The 19,069-nt window shown below is 44.7% G+C and carries 13 protein-coding genes; all 13 read left to right on the plus strand.

Going from position 1 to position 19,069, the window contains the following annotated elements; genetic code table 11:
* The first annotated feature begins 57 nt into the window (after window positions 1-57).
* The 13 genes from rimP to NF543_RS11060 all read left to right on the plus strand — a co-directional run bounded on the left by rimP (window position 58) and on the right by NF543_RS11060 (window position 17,461).
* Complete coding sequence (gene rimP, locus NF543_RS11000) at window positions 58-522, plus strand: ribosome assembly cofactor RimP (protein WP_257668176.1); 465 nt, start codon at window positions 58-60, stop codon at window positions 520-522.
* Window position 523: 1 nt separating this feature from the next.
* Window positions 524-1,762, plus strand: coding sequence for a transcription termination factor NusA (gene nusA, locus NF543_RS11005; RefSeq protein ID WP_257668177.1), 1,239 nt, complete (start codon window positions 524-526; stop codon window positions 1,760-1,762).
* Window positions 1,763-1,878: 116 nt separating this feature from the next.
* The gene (gene infB / locus NF543_RS11010; RefSeq protein WP_257668178.1) at window positions 1,879-4,806 is read left to right on the plus strand and encodes a translation initiation factor IF-2; all 2,928 of its coding nucleotides are present in this window, start codon (window positions 1,879-1,881) and stop codon (window positions 4,804-4,806) included.
* Between the two features lie 134 nt (window positions 4,807-4,940).
* Entirely contained in the window at window positions 4,941-6,314 is a 1,374-nt protein-coding gene (locus NF543_RS11015) for a tryptophanase (RefSeq protein WP_257668179.1), read from the plus strand.
* 416 nt (window positions 6,315-6,730) lie between these two features.
* Window positions 6,731-7,579, plus strand: a complete 849-nt coding sequence (locus tag NF543_RS11020; protein ID WP_257668180.1) for a formylglycine-generating enzyme family protein — start codon at window positions 6,731-6,733, stop codon at window positions 7,577-7,579.
* Between the two features lie 83 nt (window positions 7,580-7,662).
* Complete coding sequence (locus NF543_RS11025) at window positions 7,663-8,982, plus strand: Gfo/Idh/MocA family protein (RefSeq protein WP_257668181.1); 1,320 nt, start codon at window positions 7,663-7,665, stop codon at window positions 8,980-8,982.
* 71 nt (window positions 8,983-9,053) lie between these two features.
* A complete protein-coding gene (locus NF543_RS11030; protein WP_257668182.1) occupies window positions 9,054-10,067 on the plus strand; it encodes an FAD:protein FMN transferase in 1,014 nt (337 codons plus the stop codon).
* 22 nt (window positions 10,068-10,089) lie between these two features.
* Window positions 10,090-11,013 carry a hydroxypyruvate isomerase family protein gene (locus tag NF543_RS11035; protein WP_257668183.1) on the plus strand — a complete coding sequence of 308 codons (924 nt, stop codon included), beginning with the start codon at window positions 10,090-10,092 and terminating at the stop codon, window positions 11,011-11,013.
* Window positions 11,014-11,193: 180 nt separating this feature from the next.
* On the plus strand, window positions 11,194-12,423 hold the full coding sequence (locus tag NF543_RS11040) for a nucleoside permease (protein ID WP_257668184.1): 1,230 nt from the start codon (window positions 11,194-11,196) through the stop codon (window positions 12,421-12,423).
* Between the two features lie 138 nt (window positions 12,424-12,561).
* A complete protein-coding gene (locus tag NF543_RS11045) occupies window positions 12,562-14,241 on the plus strand; it encodes a GMC oxidoreductase (RefSeq protein WP_257668185.1) in 1,680 nt (559 codons plus the stop codon).
* A 69-nt stretch (window positions 14,242-14,310) separates the two neighbouring features.
* Window positions 14,311-15,750 (plus strand): Gfo/Idh/MocA family oxidoreductase, encoded by a 1,440-nt coding sequence (locus NF543_RS11050; RefSeq protein ID WP_257668186.1) that lies wholly within the window; start codon window positions 14,311-14,313, stop codon window positions 15,748-15,750.
* Window positions 15,751-15,768: 18 nt separating this feature from the next.
* Window positions 15,769-16,338 (plus strand): gluconate 2-dehydrogenase subunit 3 family protein, encoded by a 570-nt coding sequence (locus NF543_RS11055; RefSeq protein WP_257668187.1) that lies wholly within the window; start codon window positions 15,769-15,771, stop codon window positions 16,336-16,338.
* Window positions 16,339-16,891: 553 nt separating this feature from the next.
* Window positions 16,892-17,461 carry a response regulator transcription factor gene (locus NF543_RS11060; RefSeq protein ID WP_257668188.1) on the plus strand — a complete coding sequence of 190 codons (570 nt, stop codon included), beginning with the start codon at window positions 16,892-16,894 and terminating at the stop codon, window positions 17,459-17,461.
* Window positions 17,462-19,069: the final 1,608 nt, after the last annotated feature.

Consider the following 19,069-nt stretch of genomic DNA (forward strand, 5'->3'; position numbering starts at 1 on the left):
TTAATTGATTGAGGTTTTCTGTGGCCGATAGCGTTGATAAATCGTTATTAATTCGATATGCCAATAGTGGATAGAGTTATAGCATTAGTGGAAGAAAAGATCGCCGATAGGGAAGACCTATTTTTGGTAGGTGTAAAGATGCATTCCAGTGGCAAGTTGGAAGTACTCATCGATGGAGACAATGGAGTAAGCATCCAAGACTGTGCGGGAATCAGTCGCTATGTTGGCTTTCGTCTGGAAGAAGAAGAAGCGATTGACCATGCTTATCGGTTGGAGGTTTCATCGCCCGGAATTGATACGCCAATTACCTCCATCAGGCAATACCGCAAAAACATTGGAAGGAATGTACAGGTAACGCTTCAGGATGGGCTGGTCAAGGAAGGTAAGTTACTTGAAGCGGCAGAAGAACACATTACAATTGAAGAAACAGTAAAAGAAAAAGGGAAAAAAGCTATGAAACAGCAAAACAATATCCCGTTTGAACACATCATAACAACAAAGGTGTTAATTTCATTTAGGTAAAATGAGCAATAGTATTAATTTGATTGACTCTTTTCAAGAATTCAAAGAGTTCAAGAACATCGACCGCCCTACGGTCATTAGTGTATTGGAAGAAGTTTTCCGTAGTATGATCCGTAGGAAGTACGGTACGGATGAAAACTGTGACGTCATTGTCAATCCAGACAATGGTGACTTGGAGATTTGGCGTACAAGGGTAGTGGTGGAAGATGAGTTTTCTGAAGATGACGATTTAGAAATCGAATTGTCCGATGCTCGAAAATACGACCCAGATTTAGAAGTAGGCGATGATTATATCGAAGAGATTACCTTGGAGAGTTTTGGCCGTCGCGCTATTTTGGCTGCACGTCAAACACTTGTTTCCAAGATTTTGGAACTGGAGAAGGATGAGGTATTTAAAAAATACAAAGACCGTGAAGGCGAGTTGATTACAGGCGAAGTCTACCAGATATGGAAGAAGGAAACCTTGGTGCTCGACGACGATGGGAATGAATTGATACTGCCCAAAACAGAGCAAATCCCCGCAGATTATTTCAAAAAGGGCGATACCATCCGGGCAGTAGTGCATAAAGTGGAGATGGTAAATAGTAACCCCAGAATTATTATTTCGCGCACAGCCCCCGAATTTTTGCAGCGTCTATTTGAATTGGAGGTACCTGAGATATTCGATGGGTTGATTACCATAAGGAAGATCGTACGTGAACCAGGTGAGCGCGCCAAGGTGGCTGTAGAGTCATACGATGACCGTATCGATCCGGTAGGGGCATGTGTGGGCATGAAAGGATCGCGTATCCATGGCATCGTCCGGGAATTACGAAACGAAAACATCGACGTAATTAATTATACAAACAATAACTCGCTATATATACAGCGGGCGCTAAGTCCAGCGCGCATCGGCTCGATAAAGCTGGATGATGAAGACAAAACTGCGGCGGTGTACCTCAAATCCGATCAGGTCTCTTTGGCAATTGGACGTGGTGGACACAACATTAAGTTGGCCGGTAAGCTTACGGGATATGAGATCGATGTATATCGCGAAGCAGAGGAAGTAGAGGAAGATGTGGATATTGAAGAATTTTCAGATGAGATCGATGGCTGGATCATTGATGAGTTGAAACGTGTCGGTTTGGATACTGCGAAGTCGGTATTGGCACTTACAGTAGATGAATTGGTGAGACGTACAGATTTGGAAGAAAATACCATCCATGAAATCATCCAAGTGTTGCAAGCTGAATTTGAATAAAGTCATTGATTAGGCGTTTGTCAGCAAAGTCACTCACGCTTTTTTATTTCTTTACCAATAAACACTTAAAAAAGTATATTTTTGTATCAGCACAAAAAGGAAGATAAATAAATTAAATGTCAGAAGGTAAAAGTATAACATTGCTGAAAGCAGCAAAGGAATTGAACATTGGTATAAGCACCGCTGTTGATTTTCTGGTTAAACAGGGCTACGAAGTTGAGCCAAAACCAGGAACCAAATTGGACAGTGATACATACGATGTTCTTTTACGGGAATTCCAAGGGGATAAGATTGTGAAGGAGGAAGCCAACCAGATTATTATTGGCAAGATCCGTCGTGAAGAATCTCCTTCGGAAACTGTTATGCAAAAACCACAAAAAGATGGTGATGCTGAAGAGATTCTGATCAAGAACACGAATGTATTTATGCCGGAGGTACGTGAAGTGCCTTCTCCTGATACGAATCATCAAGAAAAGGAGAAGGAACCAAGTAAAGCTAGCGAAAAACCGCAAGCATCTGGTGGTATGAAGATCGTTGGCAAGATCGATTTGGATAGCCTTAAAAGCGGGAAACCCCAAAAGGAAAACCAGAAGGAAGAAAAAGAAGAAAAGGAAGTTGCCCCAGCGGTAGAAGAGGACAAGAAAAAGGATCAAGATAAGGCGGATGAAGAGGTGCTTGTGCAAGAAGAGGTGCCTGTACAAGAAGAGGTGCCCGAGCAAAAAGCTGAGGAAGAACCGGCTCCTGAGACAAAGCCTACCACATCTGAAACAGAGCAACCCCCTACACCTACAGTTATACCAGAGGTAGTGGAGCCAAATAAACCTGAATCCAAAGAAAGTGCACCTGAACCACAAGGAGTGATAAGGGCACGGGCACAGCGATTGACAGGCCCAAATGTGGTAGGTCGTATCGATTTGACTCCCCACAAACCAAAGGAAAAACCCGTAGCCTCCTCGTCCAGTGCATCAGGTGTGCAACCACATGACCACAAACGTAAACGCAAGCGGAAAGATAAACCTGTAACTCCGCGTCCGGGAACCAGTGCACCAGCAACCCCGCAAACAGGTGCAAAGGGACGCCCTGATTTCAAAGGGAAACCAAGGCATGGTGCCGTAAGTAAGGAGGAACCGTCTGAAAAGGAGATTCAGGATCAGATTAAGGCTACGCTTGCACGCCTCAGTGGCGCGGGTAAGTCAGGGAAATTCGCGCAACGGGCCAAGCTCCGTCGCCAAAAACGGGACGATATAGCCCATTCCGCTGAGGAAGCAGCTTTGGAGCAGGAGATGATGTCCAAGGTGCTGAAAGTTACAGAATTTGTAACCGCAAACGACCTAGCTAATATGATGGGTGTGCCGGTGACGCAAATTATTGCTACTTGCATGAGCTTAGGGCTCTTCGTCTCTATAAACCAACGCTTAGACGCTGAAACCATTGCCATTGTGGCTGATGAATTTGGTTATGAAATCGAATTCGTGAAGGCTGATGATGAAGAAAATACAGAACTTGAAGAACCGGATACCGCTGGAAACCTTGTTCCTAGGGCTCCTATCGTGACCGTTATGGGACACGTAGACCACGGGAAAACTTCCCTGCTTGACTATGTACGAAAATCCAATGTGATAGCCGGTGAAGCCGGGGGAATAACGCAGCATATCGGCGCCTATGAGGTAACCCTTGATAATGAACGGAAAATAACATTTTTGGATACACCTGGTCACGAAGCATTTACCGCTATGCGTGCTCGTGGTGCAAAAGTAACCGATATCGCCATCGTGGTGATTGCTGCCGATGATAGCGTGATGCCACAAACAAAGGAGGCCATAAACCATGCCCAAGCAGCAGGGGTACCCATTGTATTTGCATTCACAAAAATTGACAAACCGGGAGCCAATTCGGACAAAATCCGAGAGCAGTTGGCGGCCATGAATATCTTGGTGGAAGACTGGGGCGGGAAGTACCAATGTCAGGAAATATCAGGAAAGACAGGTGAAAACGTGGATTTACTGTTAGACAAGGTACTCCTTGAAGCTGAACTGCTTGAACTCCAGGCTGACCCGAAAAAGCGGGCGGTAGGCTCCGTGATTGAGGCAAGCTTAGATAAAGGAAGGGGAATTGTCACTACCGTACTGATCCAATCCGGAACTTTGCGAGTGGGAGCACCCATCTTGGCTGGCTCGTACAGTGGAAAAGTAAAAGCGTTACACAACGAACGAGGTCAGAAAGTGTCGGAAGCAGGCCCCGCCACTCCGGTGCAGATATTGGGCATGTCTGGTGCGCCTACTGCAGGTGATAAGTTTTATGAAATGGAGAGCGAAACCGAAGCTCGGCAGGTGGCCAATAAGAGGCTGCAATTGCAACGTGAGCAAGGGCTGCGGACACAAAAGCATATCACGCTCGACGAAATCGGCAGACGCTTGGCCATTGGTAACTTCAAAGAACTCAATATCATTGTTAAAGGTGATGTGGATGGCTCTATAGAGGCATTGTCAGATTCCTTGCTTAAATTGTCGACCGAGGAAATCCAAGTCAACATTATCCATAAATCCGTAGGTCAGATATCTGAATCAGATGTCCTCCTTGCTTCGGCATCCGATGCCATTATTATTGGATTCCAGGTAAGGCCATCTACAGGTGCTCGCAAATTGGCCGAACAAGAACAGATTGATATCAGGTTATATTCAATCATTTACGATGCCATCGAGGAAGTAGAAGCAGCCATGGAAGGCATGCTGGCACCTAAGCTCGAAGAGAAAATCGTAGCCAATGTGGAAATCCGAGAAACCTTTAAGATAACCAAAGTAGGTACTATCGCCGGTTGTATGGTGCTGGATGGCAAAATTAACCGTAACCACGATATACGAGTCATTCGCGATGGGGTGGTGGTCCATACAGGGAAACTAGCCTCCCTCAAAAGGTTTAAGGATGATGTGAAAGAAGTCGCTGCTGGCTATGAATGTGGATTAAACATCCAGAATTTCAATGACATCCAGGAAAGCGATATCATAGAAGCCTACGAACAAGTAGAGGTAAAAAGGAAGCTGTAAACACATCGCATATGTGGAAAAATATCATCAAACGACCATCTTAGTCGGGGATTGATTAACCGGAAGTTTGCTTGTCAAAAGTAAACTTTCCGGATGTTGATAATCAATTCTGAATAGTTGATGATATGTTGACCATGAACACAATAATAGAACCTTTTAGGATTAAATCGGTTGAACCGATTTATTTCACTACACGCGAAGAGCGCGTACATATCTTAAAAAAAGCCCATTACAATCCATTCCTAATCAATGCACGCGATGTCATCATTGATTTGCTGACCGATAGCGGTACTAGTGCCATGAGCAGCGAACAATGGGCAGGGGTGATGCGGGGTGATGAAAGTTATGCGGGAAGCGACAGTTTTTTTCGATTTGAAGAAACGGTACGCGAGATTACCAATATGCCTTATATCATCCCCACGCATCAAGGTAGGGCGTCGGAGAAGATTTTATTCACCATAATGGGTGGAAAAGGCAAATACGTCCTTAGTAACACCCTGTTTGATACTACCCGGGCCAATGTGGAGTTTTCCGGTGCCGAAGGGATCGATTTTCGTTGCCCAGAAAGCAAGGATCCGGATTTGGAAGCCCCATTCAAAGGCAACATGGATGCGGATGCCCTACAGTCGTTCATTGCTGAGAAGGGGCCTGCTGATATTTCACTGGTCATGCTCACGATAACGAACAATTCCGGTGGTGGGCAGCCTGTGAGTATGGCTAATATCAAGGAAGTGAGTAGGATATGTCGTTCGTATGGTGTACCCATATTTATCGACGCATGCAGATTTGCCGAAAATGCTTATTTCATAAAGCAACGGGAAAAGGGCTATGGCAGCAAAAGCATCCCAGAAATCGCCCAAGAAATGTTTTCATATGCAGATGGCTGTACAATGAGCGCAAAAAAAGACGCTTTTGCGAATATTGGAGGATTCATTGCAATTGTTGATGAACTGCTTGCGGAAAAATGCAGGAACCTATTGATTATCACAGAGGGGTTTCCCACCTATGGGGGGCTTGCCGGCCGCGATTTAGAAGCCATCGCCATCGGATTGCGGGAAGTGATGGACGAAGACTACCTGAAGTATCGGATACGGAGTATCGAGTATATTGGTGAAAAGCTTGATAAAGTAGGCATACCTTATATTAAACCTACTGGAGGGCACGCCGTGTATTTAGATGCGGAGCGATTCATGAATCACATCCCTGTGCATGAATACCCCGGACAAGCCCTGTGCAGCGCGCTGTATTTAGAAGGAGGGATAAGGGGAGTAGAAATCGGTTCGGTGATGTTCGGAAAGTACGCCGCTGATGGTAGCTTGGTTTCACCTCCAATGGAATTGGTAAGGCTTGCAATTCCCAGAAGGGTTTACACCCAAAGCCACATCGATTATGTGGCTGAGGTCATCGTGGATGTTTACCGAAAGAAACAACGTTATCAGGGATATAGAATCACCCATGAGTCTCCATTGCTCAGGCATTTCACTGCTAAATTTGAACCTGTTGAGTAATTGATATTTCTTTTCGTAAAGAAAACTTTACATATTGAGGCGTTGCCCGTATAGTGTACCATATACACTGTATGGGCAATTTTATTTGCCATGCCACCATGTTTTGATGAGGACACATTTTTTATAAATGAGTTAAAATAACGAACTGCATTTTGTATTTAAACAAAAAGACACTAAATTCAGCCACCAATTTTGATTGATTATAACTGAAATCTGCACGAAACGAGCTTAAAATAAAAGAGCGCTAACGTGGTTTGTAGGTTCCATGAGACCAAAAGGAAATAAATTACTTCACAGATAAAATGACGGTAAGATCTTTATTTTTTATTAGTTTACTATTGATAAATGTTGCCTTAGCTCAAGGAAATTTTGAACCATATACGCAAGAAATTGTGGGCACCAATCTTAGTTTTAAGATGCAACCCATCCAGGGTGGTGAATACCAGATGGGGAGCACGAAAGGGAATGCGGATGAGCGTCCAGTACACCAAGTAAAAGTCGATGCTTTTTGGATGGGTATGCATGAAGTGACCTGGGATTTATATGAGCCATTTGTATATAAGGATTTTGAGTTGTCGAAGAGCGGTGGCAGTATACCTCCTGAGGTGGATGCGATAACCCGGCCTACAAAGCCATACCTTGATATGACGTTCGGTATGGGCAAGGAAAATCATCCAGCGCTGGCCATGACACATTACAATGCCATACAGTTTTGCAAATGGCTTTATGTTCGGACGGGCGTATTTTATCGTCTGCCCACAGAAGCCGAGTGGGAGTATGCCTGCCGTGCGGGCAGCGATACAGAGTACAATTACGGAGATGATGCTTCGGAGCTAGACGGGTATGCATGGTACCGGAGCAATCGCGGCAATAAAACCCATGAGGTGGGTCAGAAAAAGCCTAATGCTTGGGGGGTGCATGATATGCATGGCAATGTGGCCGAATGGACATATGACCAGTATATTGCGGATTATTACCAGCAATTCGCAGAAGCTATTGCCGATAATCCTGTGGCAACCCCCAATAAGCTTTATCCGCACACCATCCGGGGAGGCTCATTCGAAGATGACGCTAACGCGTTGCGGTCAGCGTCACGCGTGCCTTCTGACCCGGTTTGGAAGCAACTGGATCCCCAGATTCCCAAAAGTAACTGGTGGTTTCCTGAGGCACCCTTCATCGGTATCCGGTTGGTTAGGCCGTTGCATCCACCAACCGAAGCGGAGATCATGGCATATTACGATAAAGCGCCGATACAAGATTATTGAGATGGATAAGGCGAACTTCGACCCCCTATCAATAACTAGCAAGAAAATAATAAATCAATAACCAATAAGATAGACTAAAACAAATGAACAGTAAACATGCAGGCGAACAACGCCGGGAATTCTTGAAGACATCAGCCTTATTGGCAGGTGGAGCAATGTTAAGCGGTGTACCTTTTGTGGGTGCATATGCAGGTGGTGATGATGTTATCAAGGTGGCGGTCATTGGATGCGGTGGCAGGGGAACTGGGGCCGCATTCAATGCGTTGGCGACGGATGCCAATATCAAGATTGTTGCATTGGCCGACGCTTTCCGTGATCGGTTGGATGAAGCCTACACAAAATTGGCGGAACGCCATGCAGACAAATTAGACGTATCCGAGGAACGTAAATTCGTAGGGTTTGATGCTTATCAAAAGGCCATCCCTTTGGCCGACGTGGTTATCTTGGCGACATCGCCCGGTTTCAGACCCACCCATTTTGAGGAAGCTGTGCGTCAGGGAAAACATGTTTTCATGGAGAAACCAGTTGCCGTGGATGTGCCGGGTGTGCGTAAGGTGCTGGCTGCTGCTAAAGAGGCTAAGCGAAAGAAACTCAATGTGGTGGTAGGACTACAACGCCATTATCAAGCCAGCTACCGTGAAGGTATTAAGCGCATCCAAGATGGTGCCGTCGGCGACATTGTATCTGGTCAGGTTTATTGGAACAGTGGCGGTGTGTGGGTCCGCCCACGTAAGCCCGAGCAGACTGAAATGGAATATCAGATGCGTAACTGGTTTTATTTCAATTGGCTTTGTGGCGACCACATCGTAGAACAGCATGTGCACAACATCGATATTGCCAATTGGGTGAAGGGAAGCTACCCGGTATCCATACAGGGCACAGGAAGTAGGGCATGGCGCAACGGTAAGGACTATGGAGAGATTTATGACAACCATGCGGTTGAGTTAACCTACGCTGATGGTTCGGTCATATACAGCCAATGCCGGCATTTCGAAGGAACAGCAAACCGTGTGGATGAGACATTCCAAGGTACCAAGGGGCGCGTTTACCTTTCTGCCGGCAATGATGCCATCCTATGGGATACCAAAGGTAATGAACTTTACAGTCACCCCAAACGGGGCAATGCTAATCCCTATCAGCATGAGCATGTGGAACTATTTGATGCCATCAGCAAGGGTGAATACAAATTTGCCGATGCTGATAACGGCGCTTACAGTACATTGACAGGGATTATCGGTAGGTTGGCTACCTATTCTGGGCAGGTTATCAAATGGGACGATGCATTGAAATCCAACATTGATCTAATGCCCGAACGATTGGCTTGGGATGCGTTGCCAAAAGTGTTGCCAAATGAAGATGGACTATATCCGTATGCTATCCCTGGTAAAACTGTGGTGCTATAGCAAATCAGCAGCATGGCATTCTTCAAGGATGAAAGAAAGGGGTTTCATGCATAAACCAAATTGATGATTGGATGATTAGGCTATATTTGGCGGTGCTGGGTGTGTGTTTTTTGCTATGGGCAGGAATAGCAGATACGGATATAAGAAAATATTCCATCAATGGATATGCGCAAGGCACGGACTATGCGATTACATATTATGCAGCAGATAGTTTGCTCTCGAAAGCGTCGATTGATAGCATATTAAGTGTGATCGACAGTTCCATGTCATTATATAGTCCTTATTCACTGATTAACAAAATCAACAATGGTGGGCACGGTCCGTTTGTGATTGATGAGCATTTCCATAAGGTAGTTAAGAGGTCGCTTGAAATATACAAGGACAGTAAAGGAGTTTTTGACATTACGGTAGCTCCATTGGTACAGCTTTGGGGCTTTGGCGTGACTGCGATAGACCAGTTTCCGGATAGTGCAGAAGTGCATGCTACGCTTGCCTGTATAGGGATGGATAAGATACGGCTGAAAGGCCGCCGATTGAGAAAAAAAGCTCCGTGCTTGCAATTGGATATGAACGGCGTAGCCCAAGGATATAGCGTAGATGTGTTGGCAGATTATTTAGAAAGCAAGAAAATAACCCGTTATGTGGTGGAGCTGGGTGGAGAATTACGGGTAAAGGGACCAAAACCCGATGGGACACCTATACGTATCGGGATAGAACGGCCAGCTGATTCTGGAAACCAATCAGTAGTGATAAATGATGTAATGGAAGTACAAGAAGGAGCAATAACGACGGCGGGAAATTATCGCAAATTCTTGCAAGATGGGGAACGGAAGATATCCCATCACATTAACCCCAAAACAGGATATCCTTTAGATACCGAAATTATCAGCGCCACTATTTATGCAAAGGATGCAATAACAGCAGATGGATATGACAATGTGTTTATGGCTTTGAAAGCAGATGAGGCAATTCGGTTTGCAAATCAACGTAAGGACATCGACGTGTTCCTGATTTATAAGGATGCATCTGGTGTGGTAAGAGATACCATGAGTACGGGGTTTAAACAGTTGGTAACTAAATATTAGAACATTATAATCTAAGTGAAAAATGAAAAGAAGTCAATTTATTCGGAATTCCCTTATGGCAACCGGAGCGGTGGTTGGTAGTGGATCATTACAAGCCATTGCGGATGAAACCGGGGAAAAACAGGAAAACAAACCGTTCAATCTTAACTATGGTCCTCACCAAGGGCATTTTGAAAGCCATGTAGGGAAAGACATCACGGACCAGATTCAATTTGCATACGACCATGGGTTCCGTAGCATCGAAGACAACGGTTATTCGGGACGTTCAGTTGACGAGCAAGAACGTATTGGTAAACTACTGGCCAAGTTGGGTATGACCATGGGTGTTTTTGTATTAGACAAAGGTGGAAATGGGGCCAATACATTGGCGGCTGGAAAACAGGAGCATGTGGATGTCCTTTTGAAAGGTTGCAGGCAAGCAGTTGAGCTGGCGAAGCGGTGTGGCGGCAAGTTTACTACGGTAGTCCCGGGTGACTTCGCGAGGAGACTACCCATGGATATCCAAACTGCAAATGTCATCGAGGCATTACGCCGAGGCGCCGAGATATTAGAGCCACATGGTATCATAATGGTGCTGGAGCCGTTGAGTGATACCCCCGATCTATTCCTGAGGACATCCAGCCAAACATACCTCATCTGCAAGGGTGTGAACAGCCCATCCTGTAAGATCCTGTATGATGTATACCATATGCAGCGCAATGAGGGTGATCTGATAGCCAACATTGACCGGTGCTGGGATGAAATTGCCTATTTCCAAACAGGAGATAACCCCGGGAGGAAGGAGCCCACAACGGGAGAAATCAATTATAAGAACCTGTTTAAGCATATTTATGATAAAGGATACCGCAGCGTAGTAGGAATGGAACATGGAAAATCTGTCGGAGGAAAGGAAGGCGAGGAGAAACTAATAGCCGCCTATCGGGAAGTCGATAACTTTTTAGATTAATGGCCTTTCTGTCATAATATAGAAATAAGACACTAAAATGATTTATTAACACCTATTTGATGATTATTTATGCGGACTTGCTCGTAAAAATCTTTGTTAAATGTTTTGTACTATTCGTAAATATATCCCATATTCGTTGCCGGAATTATGAATTTTCCACCGTATCATTCTTAATCAATTATGAGCGCAAGCACAAGAATTAAATTGTCTTTCATGATGTTCCTTGAGTTTTTTATTTGGGGAGCATGGTTCGTTACGTTGGGTACGTTTTTGAGCCAAAACCTTAACGCCACTGGCTTAGAAACGGCCAATGTCTTTTCCACCCAATCATGGGGCGCAATCATTGCACCATTTATCATCGGATTGATTGCAGACAAGTACTTCAATGCAGAACGCATATTAGGTGTCCTGCATTTGGTCGGAGCAGTTTTGATGTACCAGATGTACAGTGCACCAAATGTCGGGGTGTTCTATCCGTATGTATTGGCCTATATGATATTATACATGCCTACGTTAGCATTAGTCAATTCGGTTTCGTTTAGGCAAATGGTCAATCCCGAAAAGGAATTTTCCACAATAAGGGTTTGGGGTACCATTGGCTGGATTGTGGCTGGGTTGACGATCAGCTATGTCTTTAAATGGGATGCGGGCGAGCTTGTGTTGCAAAATACATTCTTAATGGCAGCCATCGCTTCCTTGGTACTTGGTTTGTTTAGCTTTACCCTGCCCAAAACCCCGCCCATAAAAAAAGTGAGTGTTGAAAAAAGCAGCCTTTCTGAAATTCTTGGGTTGGATGCCATTAAATTGCTTAACAATAGAAATTTTTTGGTGTTTTTCATTTCTTCCATTCTCATCTGTATCCCATTGGCTTTCTATTATCAAAATGCCAATTTGTTCCTTACGGAAGTCGGTATGGCAAATCCTACCGGAAAAATGACCATTGGGCAAATCTCGGAAGTGTTTTTCTTATTGCTATTACCCGTTTTTTTTTCCCGGTTTGGAATTAAAAAAACCATCATGGTAGGTATGCTCGCATGGGCGGTACGCTATCTGCTTTTTGCTTATGGAAATGCTGGCGAACTCGCCTATATGCTCATTATTGGCATTGCCCTGCATGGAATATGTTATGATTTCTTCTTTGTTTCCGGGCAGATCTATACGGATGCAAGAGCAGGTGAGAAATACAAAAGTTCAGCCCAAGGACTGATTACGTTGGCAACTTATGGGGTAGGGCAATTGATTGGTTTTTGGGTGGCAGGATTCGTAAGTGAATATTACAAAGCAAACCCTACGAATGATCCTTTTTGGCAGAATATATGGCTTGTCCCTGCAGGTATCGCCGCCGTCGTGCTGGTCTTGTTCATGTTGTTCTTCAAGAATGAGAAAATGGAAAAGGTGGCCGTAGAATGAGATCATATCACCGGGAAAGACAGCATTCGTATTTGCGACAAGCAATAAAGGACTTCATAATACGTAATTATAGTAACTTGAAATTTCAAGGGAATAAACTAACACGGTAACTAAAACAACAACTTAATAAAATAAACTATGGCAGATAACGTATATGATGCGATTGTAATCGGATCGGGGATTAGTGGTGGCTGGGCTGCAAAAGAATTAACACAAAAGGGATTGAAAACCATTATGCTGGAGCGTGGGCGCAATGTCAAACATGTGGAAGACTACCATGCGGCAACCAAACACCCCTGGGATTTTCCGCACCGCGGGGGGCGTACCCAGCAGATGATTGAAGACTATCCCGTATTAAAGAGGGATTACCCACTGAATGAAAAGAATCTTGATTTCTGGGTAAACGAGAAGGAGAGCCCGTATGTGGAGATTAAGCGGTTTGATTGGTACCGTGGCTACCATGTGGGGGGGCGTTCTTTGATGTGGGGTAGGCAAAGCTACAGATTGGGTGACCTCGATTTCGAGGCAAACCTTAAAGATGGATATGGTGTGGATTGGCCCATCCGATATAAAGATATTGATCCTTGGTACAGCTATGCAGAGAAATGGGCAGGCATCAGTGGCAATCGCGATGGACTTGATGTATTGCCCGACGGTGATTTCCTTCCCCCAATGGCCATGAACGTCGTAGAGAAAGATATGGTTGAGCGTGTCAAAAAGCACTATAATGACCGGCGGCATTTTATCATAGGGCGTGTAGCCAACCTTTCGGTACCGCATGAGGGGCGTGTAAACTGTCAATTCCAAAACCAATGCTGGTTGGGCTGTAATTTCGGTGCATATTTCAGTACACAGTCGTCCACCTTGCCTGCTGCTGTAGCTACCGGCAACCTAACCCTTCGTCCATTTTCAATCGTTACCCGTATACTGTATGACAAAGACACGAAAAAGGCGACGGGAGTGGAAATTATCGATGCGGAGACAAACCAAACATACGAATATTTCGCAAAGGTAATCTTTGTCTGTGCTTCGGCATTCAACTCCACCTGGGTGTTGATGAACTCGGCCACGGATGTATGGGAAGGTGGGTTAGGCAGCAGCAGCGGTGAACTTGGCCACAACGCGATGGACCATCATTTCCGTTGCGGTGCAAGTGGACGGATCGAAGGCTATGAAGATAAATATTTCTATGGCCGTCGGCCTACAGGACTCTATATCCCGCGTTTCCGTAACGTAGGCGATGATAAGCGCGATTATATTCGTGGATTTGGGTATCAAGGCGCCGCGAGCAGAGGCCGGTGGAGTGGCGAAATCGCCGAAATGAGTATCGGTGGTGAATGGAAGGACGCCCTCTGCGAACCGGGCAACTGGTCGGCCGGGTTTACGGCTTTCGGGGAAACACTGCCCTATCATGAAAACCGGATTTCCCTAGATAAAGAAGTGAAGGACAAATGGGGGTTGCCCGTATTGGCCATGGATATGGAAATCAAAGAGAACGAACTCAAGATGCGTAAGGATATGATGGAAGATGGGAAAGAGATGCTAGAAGCCGCTGGCGTGAAGGATGTATACACGTACGATAATGGCTACGGATTTGGCCAAGGTATCCATGAAATGGGTACGGCCCGAATGGGACGTGATCCCAAAACTTCGGTGCTGAATGGCAATAACCAGGTATGGGATGCAATGAACGTATTTGTGACAGATGGTGCATGCATGACATCCGCAGGATGTGTGAATCCTTCCCTTACTTACATGGCGCTTACCGCCCGTGCAGCAGACTTCGCGGTAAATGAGTTGAAGAAAGGCAACCTATAAAAGGTAATGGTTGGCATCCTCCAGCCATTGATAACATTTCAACATACTAAAACAAAAACTAATTAGGTAATGAACAAAAAAGAAAATTATGCCTCACGCCGAAATTTCCTAAAAACAGGAGCGGCCGCTGCGGCAGGTTTCATGATCGTGCCCCGCCATGTATTGGGCGGAGAGGGTTTCACTGCCCCAAGTGATAAATTGGTAGTAGCCGGTATCGGCGTTGGTGGCAAGGGTGAGTCAGACATCAAATCGTTTTACGACAGCGGCAAGGCAGAAATTGCTTACCTCTGCGATGTGGATGATCGTCGAGCCGCAAATTCAATTAAACGGTTCCCAAAGGCCAAGTACTATAACGACTTCCGTGAAATGCTTGACAAAGAGCATAAGCACATTGACGCGGTTTCCGTATCAGGCCCGGATCATAACCATGCCATCCATGCGTTACCAGCGATGCAATTGGGTAAGCATGTGTATGTACAGAAACCACTTACCCATGATGTATATGAAGCCCGTGTGCTCACACATGCCGCAAAAAAATATAAAGTGGTAACCCAAATGGGCAACCAGGGAGCCTCTGGAGATGGTGTCCGCAAAATGCGGGAGTGGGTGGATGCAGGCCTTATCGGCGATGTGCATACCATCCATTGTTGGACGGATCGCCCAGTATGGCCGCAAGGAATCCAGTGGCCTGCCCAGAAAGGGACAGTGCCTTCTGAGTTGGATTGGGACCTATGGCTTGGGTCGGCACCCTATGTAGATTACATTGAAAAGTTGGTGCCCTTCAATTGGAGAGGTTGGTGGGATTACGGTACTGGGGCTTTGGGTGATATGGGCTGCCACATTATGGAGGCGCCATTCAGCATCCTTGGATTACAATATGTAAAAGATGTACAAGCCAGTGTGGGTACAGTTTATGTAGACGAGTTTAAGCGTGGTTATTTTCCAGAAAGCTGTCCGCCTTCAAGCTACGCTGTAATGACGTTCCCGAAAACAGACAAAACCGCTGGTGATGTGAAAATCCACTGGTCAGACGGTGGGATACAGCCCGGGCGCCCAGAAGAATTGGGAGCCAATGAAATCTTCGGCGACGGAGGGAATGGCATCTTATTCACGGGCACTAAAGGCAAGATCTTAGCAGATTGCTATGCGGATAATCCGAGGTTGTTGCCCACGTCGAGGACAGAGGGAGCAAACGTGCCACAAAAACATGAAAGGGTACCAGGAAGCGCCAGTGGACATTATGCGCAATGGGTGGAAGCTTGTATCGCGGGCTATGGCAATAAGCAAGTGAGTGCTCCATTTGAAATATCAGGACCACTGACGGAAGCGCTGCTCATGGCTAACTTGGCCATACGAGGTTCGGACATGCGTATCAACAATAAATATCCGGGACGCAACCTTAAATTACTTTGGGATAATGAAAGCATGAAGGTATCCAACTTTGATGAGGTAAACCAGTTCGTGAAACGGGAATATAGAAAAGGTTGGGAACTGGATTACAAACTTTAACCAGTAAAAAAAATAGACATGAATAGAAGAGAAGCTTTGGCAAGGGTAGCATGGATTATGGGTGGAACCGTAGTTGGTGCCAACCTGTTTTTGGAAGGATGTACCCGAAAGGCCACAAAGGATATCGAAAGCCTGTTTGAGCCGAGCACCGTAGATTTTCTTGGTGATGTGGCAGATACCATACTACCTCCTACAAGTAGCCCAGGTGCAAAAGAAGCCGGGGTAGGGGAATTCATTCCAGTTATGGTGAAGGACTGCTATACCGCTGAAGATCAAAAGATTTTTTTAGATGGACTTGGAAAACTTGAAGATGCCGCGAAAGAGAAATTTGGGCGTCAATTCCTGGAATTGAATGCAGATGAACGTACGGAACTGATAGCGGCAATAGATAAAGAAGCCAAGGACTACCAGAAAAGCAAAACTGACGAAGATCCCAATCACTATTTCCACTTGTTCAAACAGTTGACCCTGCTCGGATTTTTCACCTCTGAATTGGGTGCTACCAAAGCCTTACGGTATGTGCAAGTTCCTGGTAGATACGATGGAGACTTCCCTTATAAAAAAGGTGACAAAGCCTGGGCTACCTAGGATATAGTCTGTCTCATAAACCTCATAGGTTTACCGCCTAAGGCGGTACAGTTATGCAATGCAAAGAGCAACGCATACGGAAAACCTATGAGGTTTTCAATTTTAATGTCTCACCATAGCTTGGCAATCATTGCTAAACCGTTTTCATGGGCAGCAAAAAAAAAATGAAAAAAAATTCGTCCTTATAAAACAAAATAAAAATACCTACGTTATAGGTTTAGGTTTAGGTTGATAAAAAAACATTTTGTTTTTACCGCGCTTCCCAAAGGCGCGGTTTTTTTATGCTTTTCTCTTTGGTGTAGGCAGCTATAATAGGGAGTAACTAAAACCATTACTGCTTTTTTCCTCCCTGATGTTTTATTTTTTCCCCTAGTTGTCGTTCATACACATTTTTATGCTGTTCACATGCAATTGTTTTCCAATGCCTATTTAACCGTCTAACTTTGTCTTCTTTGACAAGGGAATCACTCATTATATAGTCATGGAAAGTAGCTTAACAAATGTAAGACACAATATATTTCTAACCTATTGTCATGAGATAGTGGGGATTGCTATGAAATTCTTATTAAAGAAATACTTTCCATTTTCGGTCATTAGTGAGGCGCAAAATTTCCAGAAAACCATCAGAGATTTGCCAAAGAAAGAATACGATTTGATTGTATTAGATGCTGAGATTGGCAATGGTGCAAACGTACTGGGTACCGTGGAGCAAATCAAATCCATATGCCCCAAAACCCGGATACTTATTTTTTCGGAATTGGACGAAGCCATATATGCCCCTAAGTATACCGCTTTTGGAACAAATGGATATTTAACCAAAACAGCCGATATCGATAGCATTTTATCCGCAATAGGGATTGCATTGGATGGTGGAGTTTTCCATGGTGAGATCCAACTAACAGATTCGACGCATGCAACAACCATGCAAAACCCGTTTAAGCAGTTATCCAAACGTGAGGCCAAAATTGCCGATTTGCTGATAAAAGGAATTCCATTGACAGCGATTGCAAAGGTAGTGAGTCTGAAGGAAACGACAATCAGCACATACAAAAGGCGAATATTTAAAAAAATCAATGTCAATACCTTGTCAGACTTAATCAAGCTGAGGAAATTATTCCAGTAATAAATGGAAGTTTGACATCCTGACTTCCCCCCTAATTTTTATGCATAACCCCATAGTTGTAGTTCATCCTCGACAAATGTTGTCGTTTGTTTACGTTTTTCTGTCGTTCGTTTACAACTTATTGTTGGCAACATGATAAATGACTCTATTTGCGCGTCCTCAATCGAGCAACAACATTTTCAAATAACAAAGCCGATAGAAAACTAGGACAAACCTATATAAAAAGGCGTTGTAAAAATTATTAGGATAAGCTTATACATTTAATAAATTCAACTATATGGAAAATTTCGACCCAAAACCCATATTCAAATCATTTCTGTTAGCGTGCTTGCTATTGATAGCAGGGATTTCCAATATGGTGGAGGCACAAGTTAGGATTGATTTTACCCCACGATATCCAACACAACCCATACGAGGTGACTTCTCCCTGTTGGGCAATTCCAATGTAATGTTAGCCAACGCTAATCCAGGCACACATAATGGAGATGGCGTAGTGTTTGTTGATACCGATGACGATAACCAAACGCTTAATTCATCTTCAGCAACATTGACATTCTCCAATGAAAACGGAGCTGACCATTCATGTACCCGAGTGGTTTTTGCTGGATTGTATTGGTCTGGCCGGGCGGAAGTGGAAGGAAATGATGTAGGGGGGCTGTTGCCCGATGACACATGGAGTGATAGCCGTTTCCAAAAAAACATAATCAAATTTAAGAAAGACGGGGATTCGTATCAACAATTTGTAGCCGAAGACATCTACTTTCCTGAAGGTGATCCATTGCTCCCTGAGAATAGCCGAGGGATGTATGTGGCATTTGCCGATGTGACATCTTATGTTCAAGACAATAAAGATGGGCCATATTTTGCGGCCGATATAGCCGCTACAACGGGCCCCGATTCCAGATGGCCACATGTCGGCTATTATGGCGGATGGGGGCTTGTTGTCGTGTATGAAAATTCAATCATGAATACGCGTAACATCATGGTGTTCGATGGTTATGCGTTTGTGCAAGGAGAATATTCCCCCGAAAACCAGTTCAATATTGACATCGATGGGTTTATCGCTAACCAAAACGGTCCAGTCAATGTGAAACTCGGAGTGATGTCAGGGGAGGGTGATAAGGTCGATTTTGGCGACTATCTGAGCATGTTGAACCGAAATACGAATTTATATGAGCCATTAAGCCATGCATCAAACGAATCGAATAATTTTTTCAATTCGTCCATTGTATCAGACGGTATACGCAATCCGGAACTTGATGACAATGCCGGGATAGACATCGCCACATTCCAAGTGCCAAACGATGATAAACGGTTTATCGACAACGGCCAGAATGCTACCAGCCTTAGGTATGGAACAACCTCAGATAACTACATCATTTTCAACCTAACATTTGCTGTAGATGCCAATGAACCCGAGGTCCATCCGCTGAACCAGATTGTTTCCAGCCTACCTCCATCGGGTGATGTCGCAGCGGGGGATGAAGTGGAATTAAGGTTGGAAATTAGAAATAAAGGGTCGGAAGAAATCGAGGATGGTAAGGTTGCAATCCCAATACCCGACCATGTAACCATTGAAGTACTTGACGTATCCCAAGGTGAAATGCC

The organism is Parapedobacter tibetensis (assembly GCF_024704835.1).
Taxonomy (GTDB): domain Bacteria; phylum Bacteroidota; class Bacteroidia; order Sphingobacteriales; family Sphingobacteriaceae; genus Parapedobacter; species Parapedobacter tibetensis.

What these genes read in the sequence shown, in the direction of transcription:
- rimP (WP_257668176.1), top strand. Translation starts at nt 58, where the DNA reads ATGCCAATAGTGGATAGAGTTATAGCATTAGTGGAAGAAAAGATCGCC.
- nusA (WP_257668177.1), top strand. Translation starts at nt 524, where the DNA reads ATGAGCAATAGTATTAATTTGATTGACTCTTTTCAAGAATTCAAAGAG.
- infB (WP_257668178.1), top strand. Translation starts at nt 1,879, where the DNA reads ATGTCAGAAGGTAAAAGTATAACATTGCTGAAAGCAGCAAAGGAATTG.
- NF543_RS11015 (WP_257668179.1), top strand. Translation starts at nt 4,941, where the DNA reads ATGAACACAATAATAGAACCTTTTAGGATTAAATCGGTTGAACCGATT.
- NF543_RS11020 (WP_257668180.1), top strand. Translation starts at nt 6,731, where the DNA reads ATGCAACCCATCCAGGGTGGTGAATACCAGATGGGGAGCACGAAAGGG.
- NF543_RS11025 (WP_257668181.1), top strand. Translation starts at nt 7,663, where the DNA reads ATGAACAGTAAACATGCAGGCGAACAACGCCGGGAATTCTTGAAGACA.
- NF543_RS11030 (WP_257668182.1), top strand. Translation starts at nt 9,054, where the DNA reads ATGATTAGGCTATATTTGGCGGTGCTGGGTGTGTGTTTTTTGCTATGG.
- NF543_RS11035 (WP_257668183.1), top strand. Translation starts at nt 10,090, where the DNA reads ATGAAAAGAAGTCAATTTATTCGGAATTCCCTTATGGCAACCGGAGCG.
- NF543_RS11040 (WP_257668184.1), top strand. Translation starts at nt 11,194, where the DNA reads ATGAGCGCAAGCACAAGAATTAAATTGTCTTTCATGATGTTCCTTGAG.
- NF543_RS11045 (WP_257668185.1), top strand. Translation starts at nt 12,562, where the DNA reads ATGGCAGATAACGTATATGATGCGATTGTAATCGGATCGGGGATTAGT.
- NF543_RS11050 (WP_257668186.1), top strand. Translation starts at nt 14,311, where the DNA reads ATGAACAAAAAAGAAAATTATGCCTCACGCCGAAATTTCCTAAAAACA.
- NF543_RS11055 (WP_257668187.1), top strand. Translation starts at nt 15,769, where the DNA reads ATGAATAGAAGAGAAGCTTTGGCAAGGGTAGCATGGATTATGGGTGGA.
- NF543_RS11060 (WP_257668188.1), top strand. Translation starts at nt 16,892, where the DNA reads ATGAAATTCTTATTAAAGAAATACTTTCCATTTTCGGTCATTAGTGAG.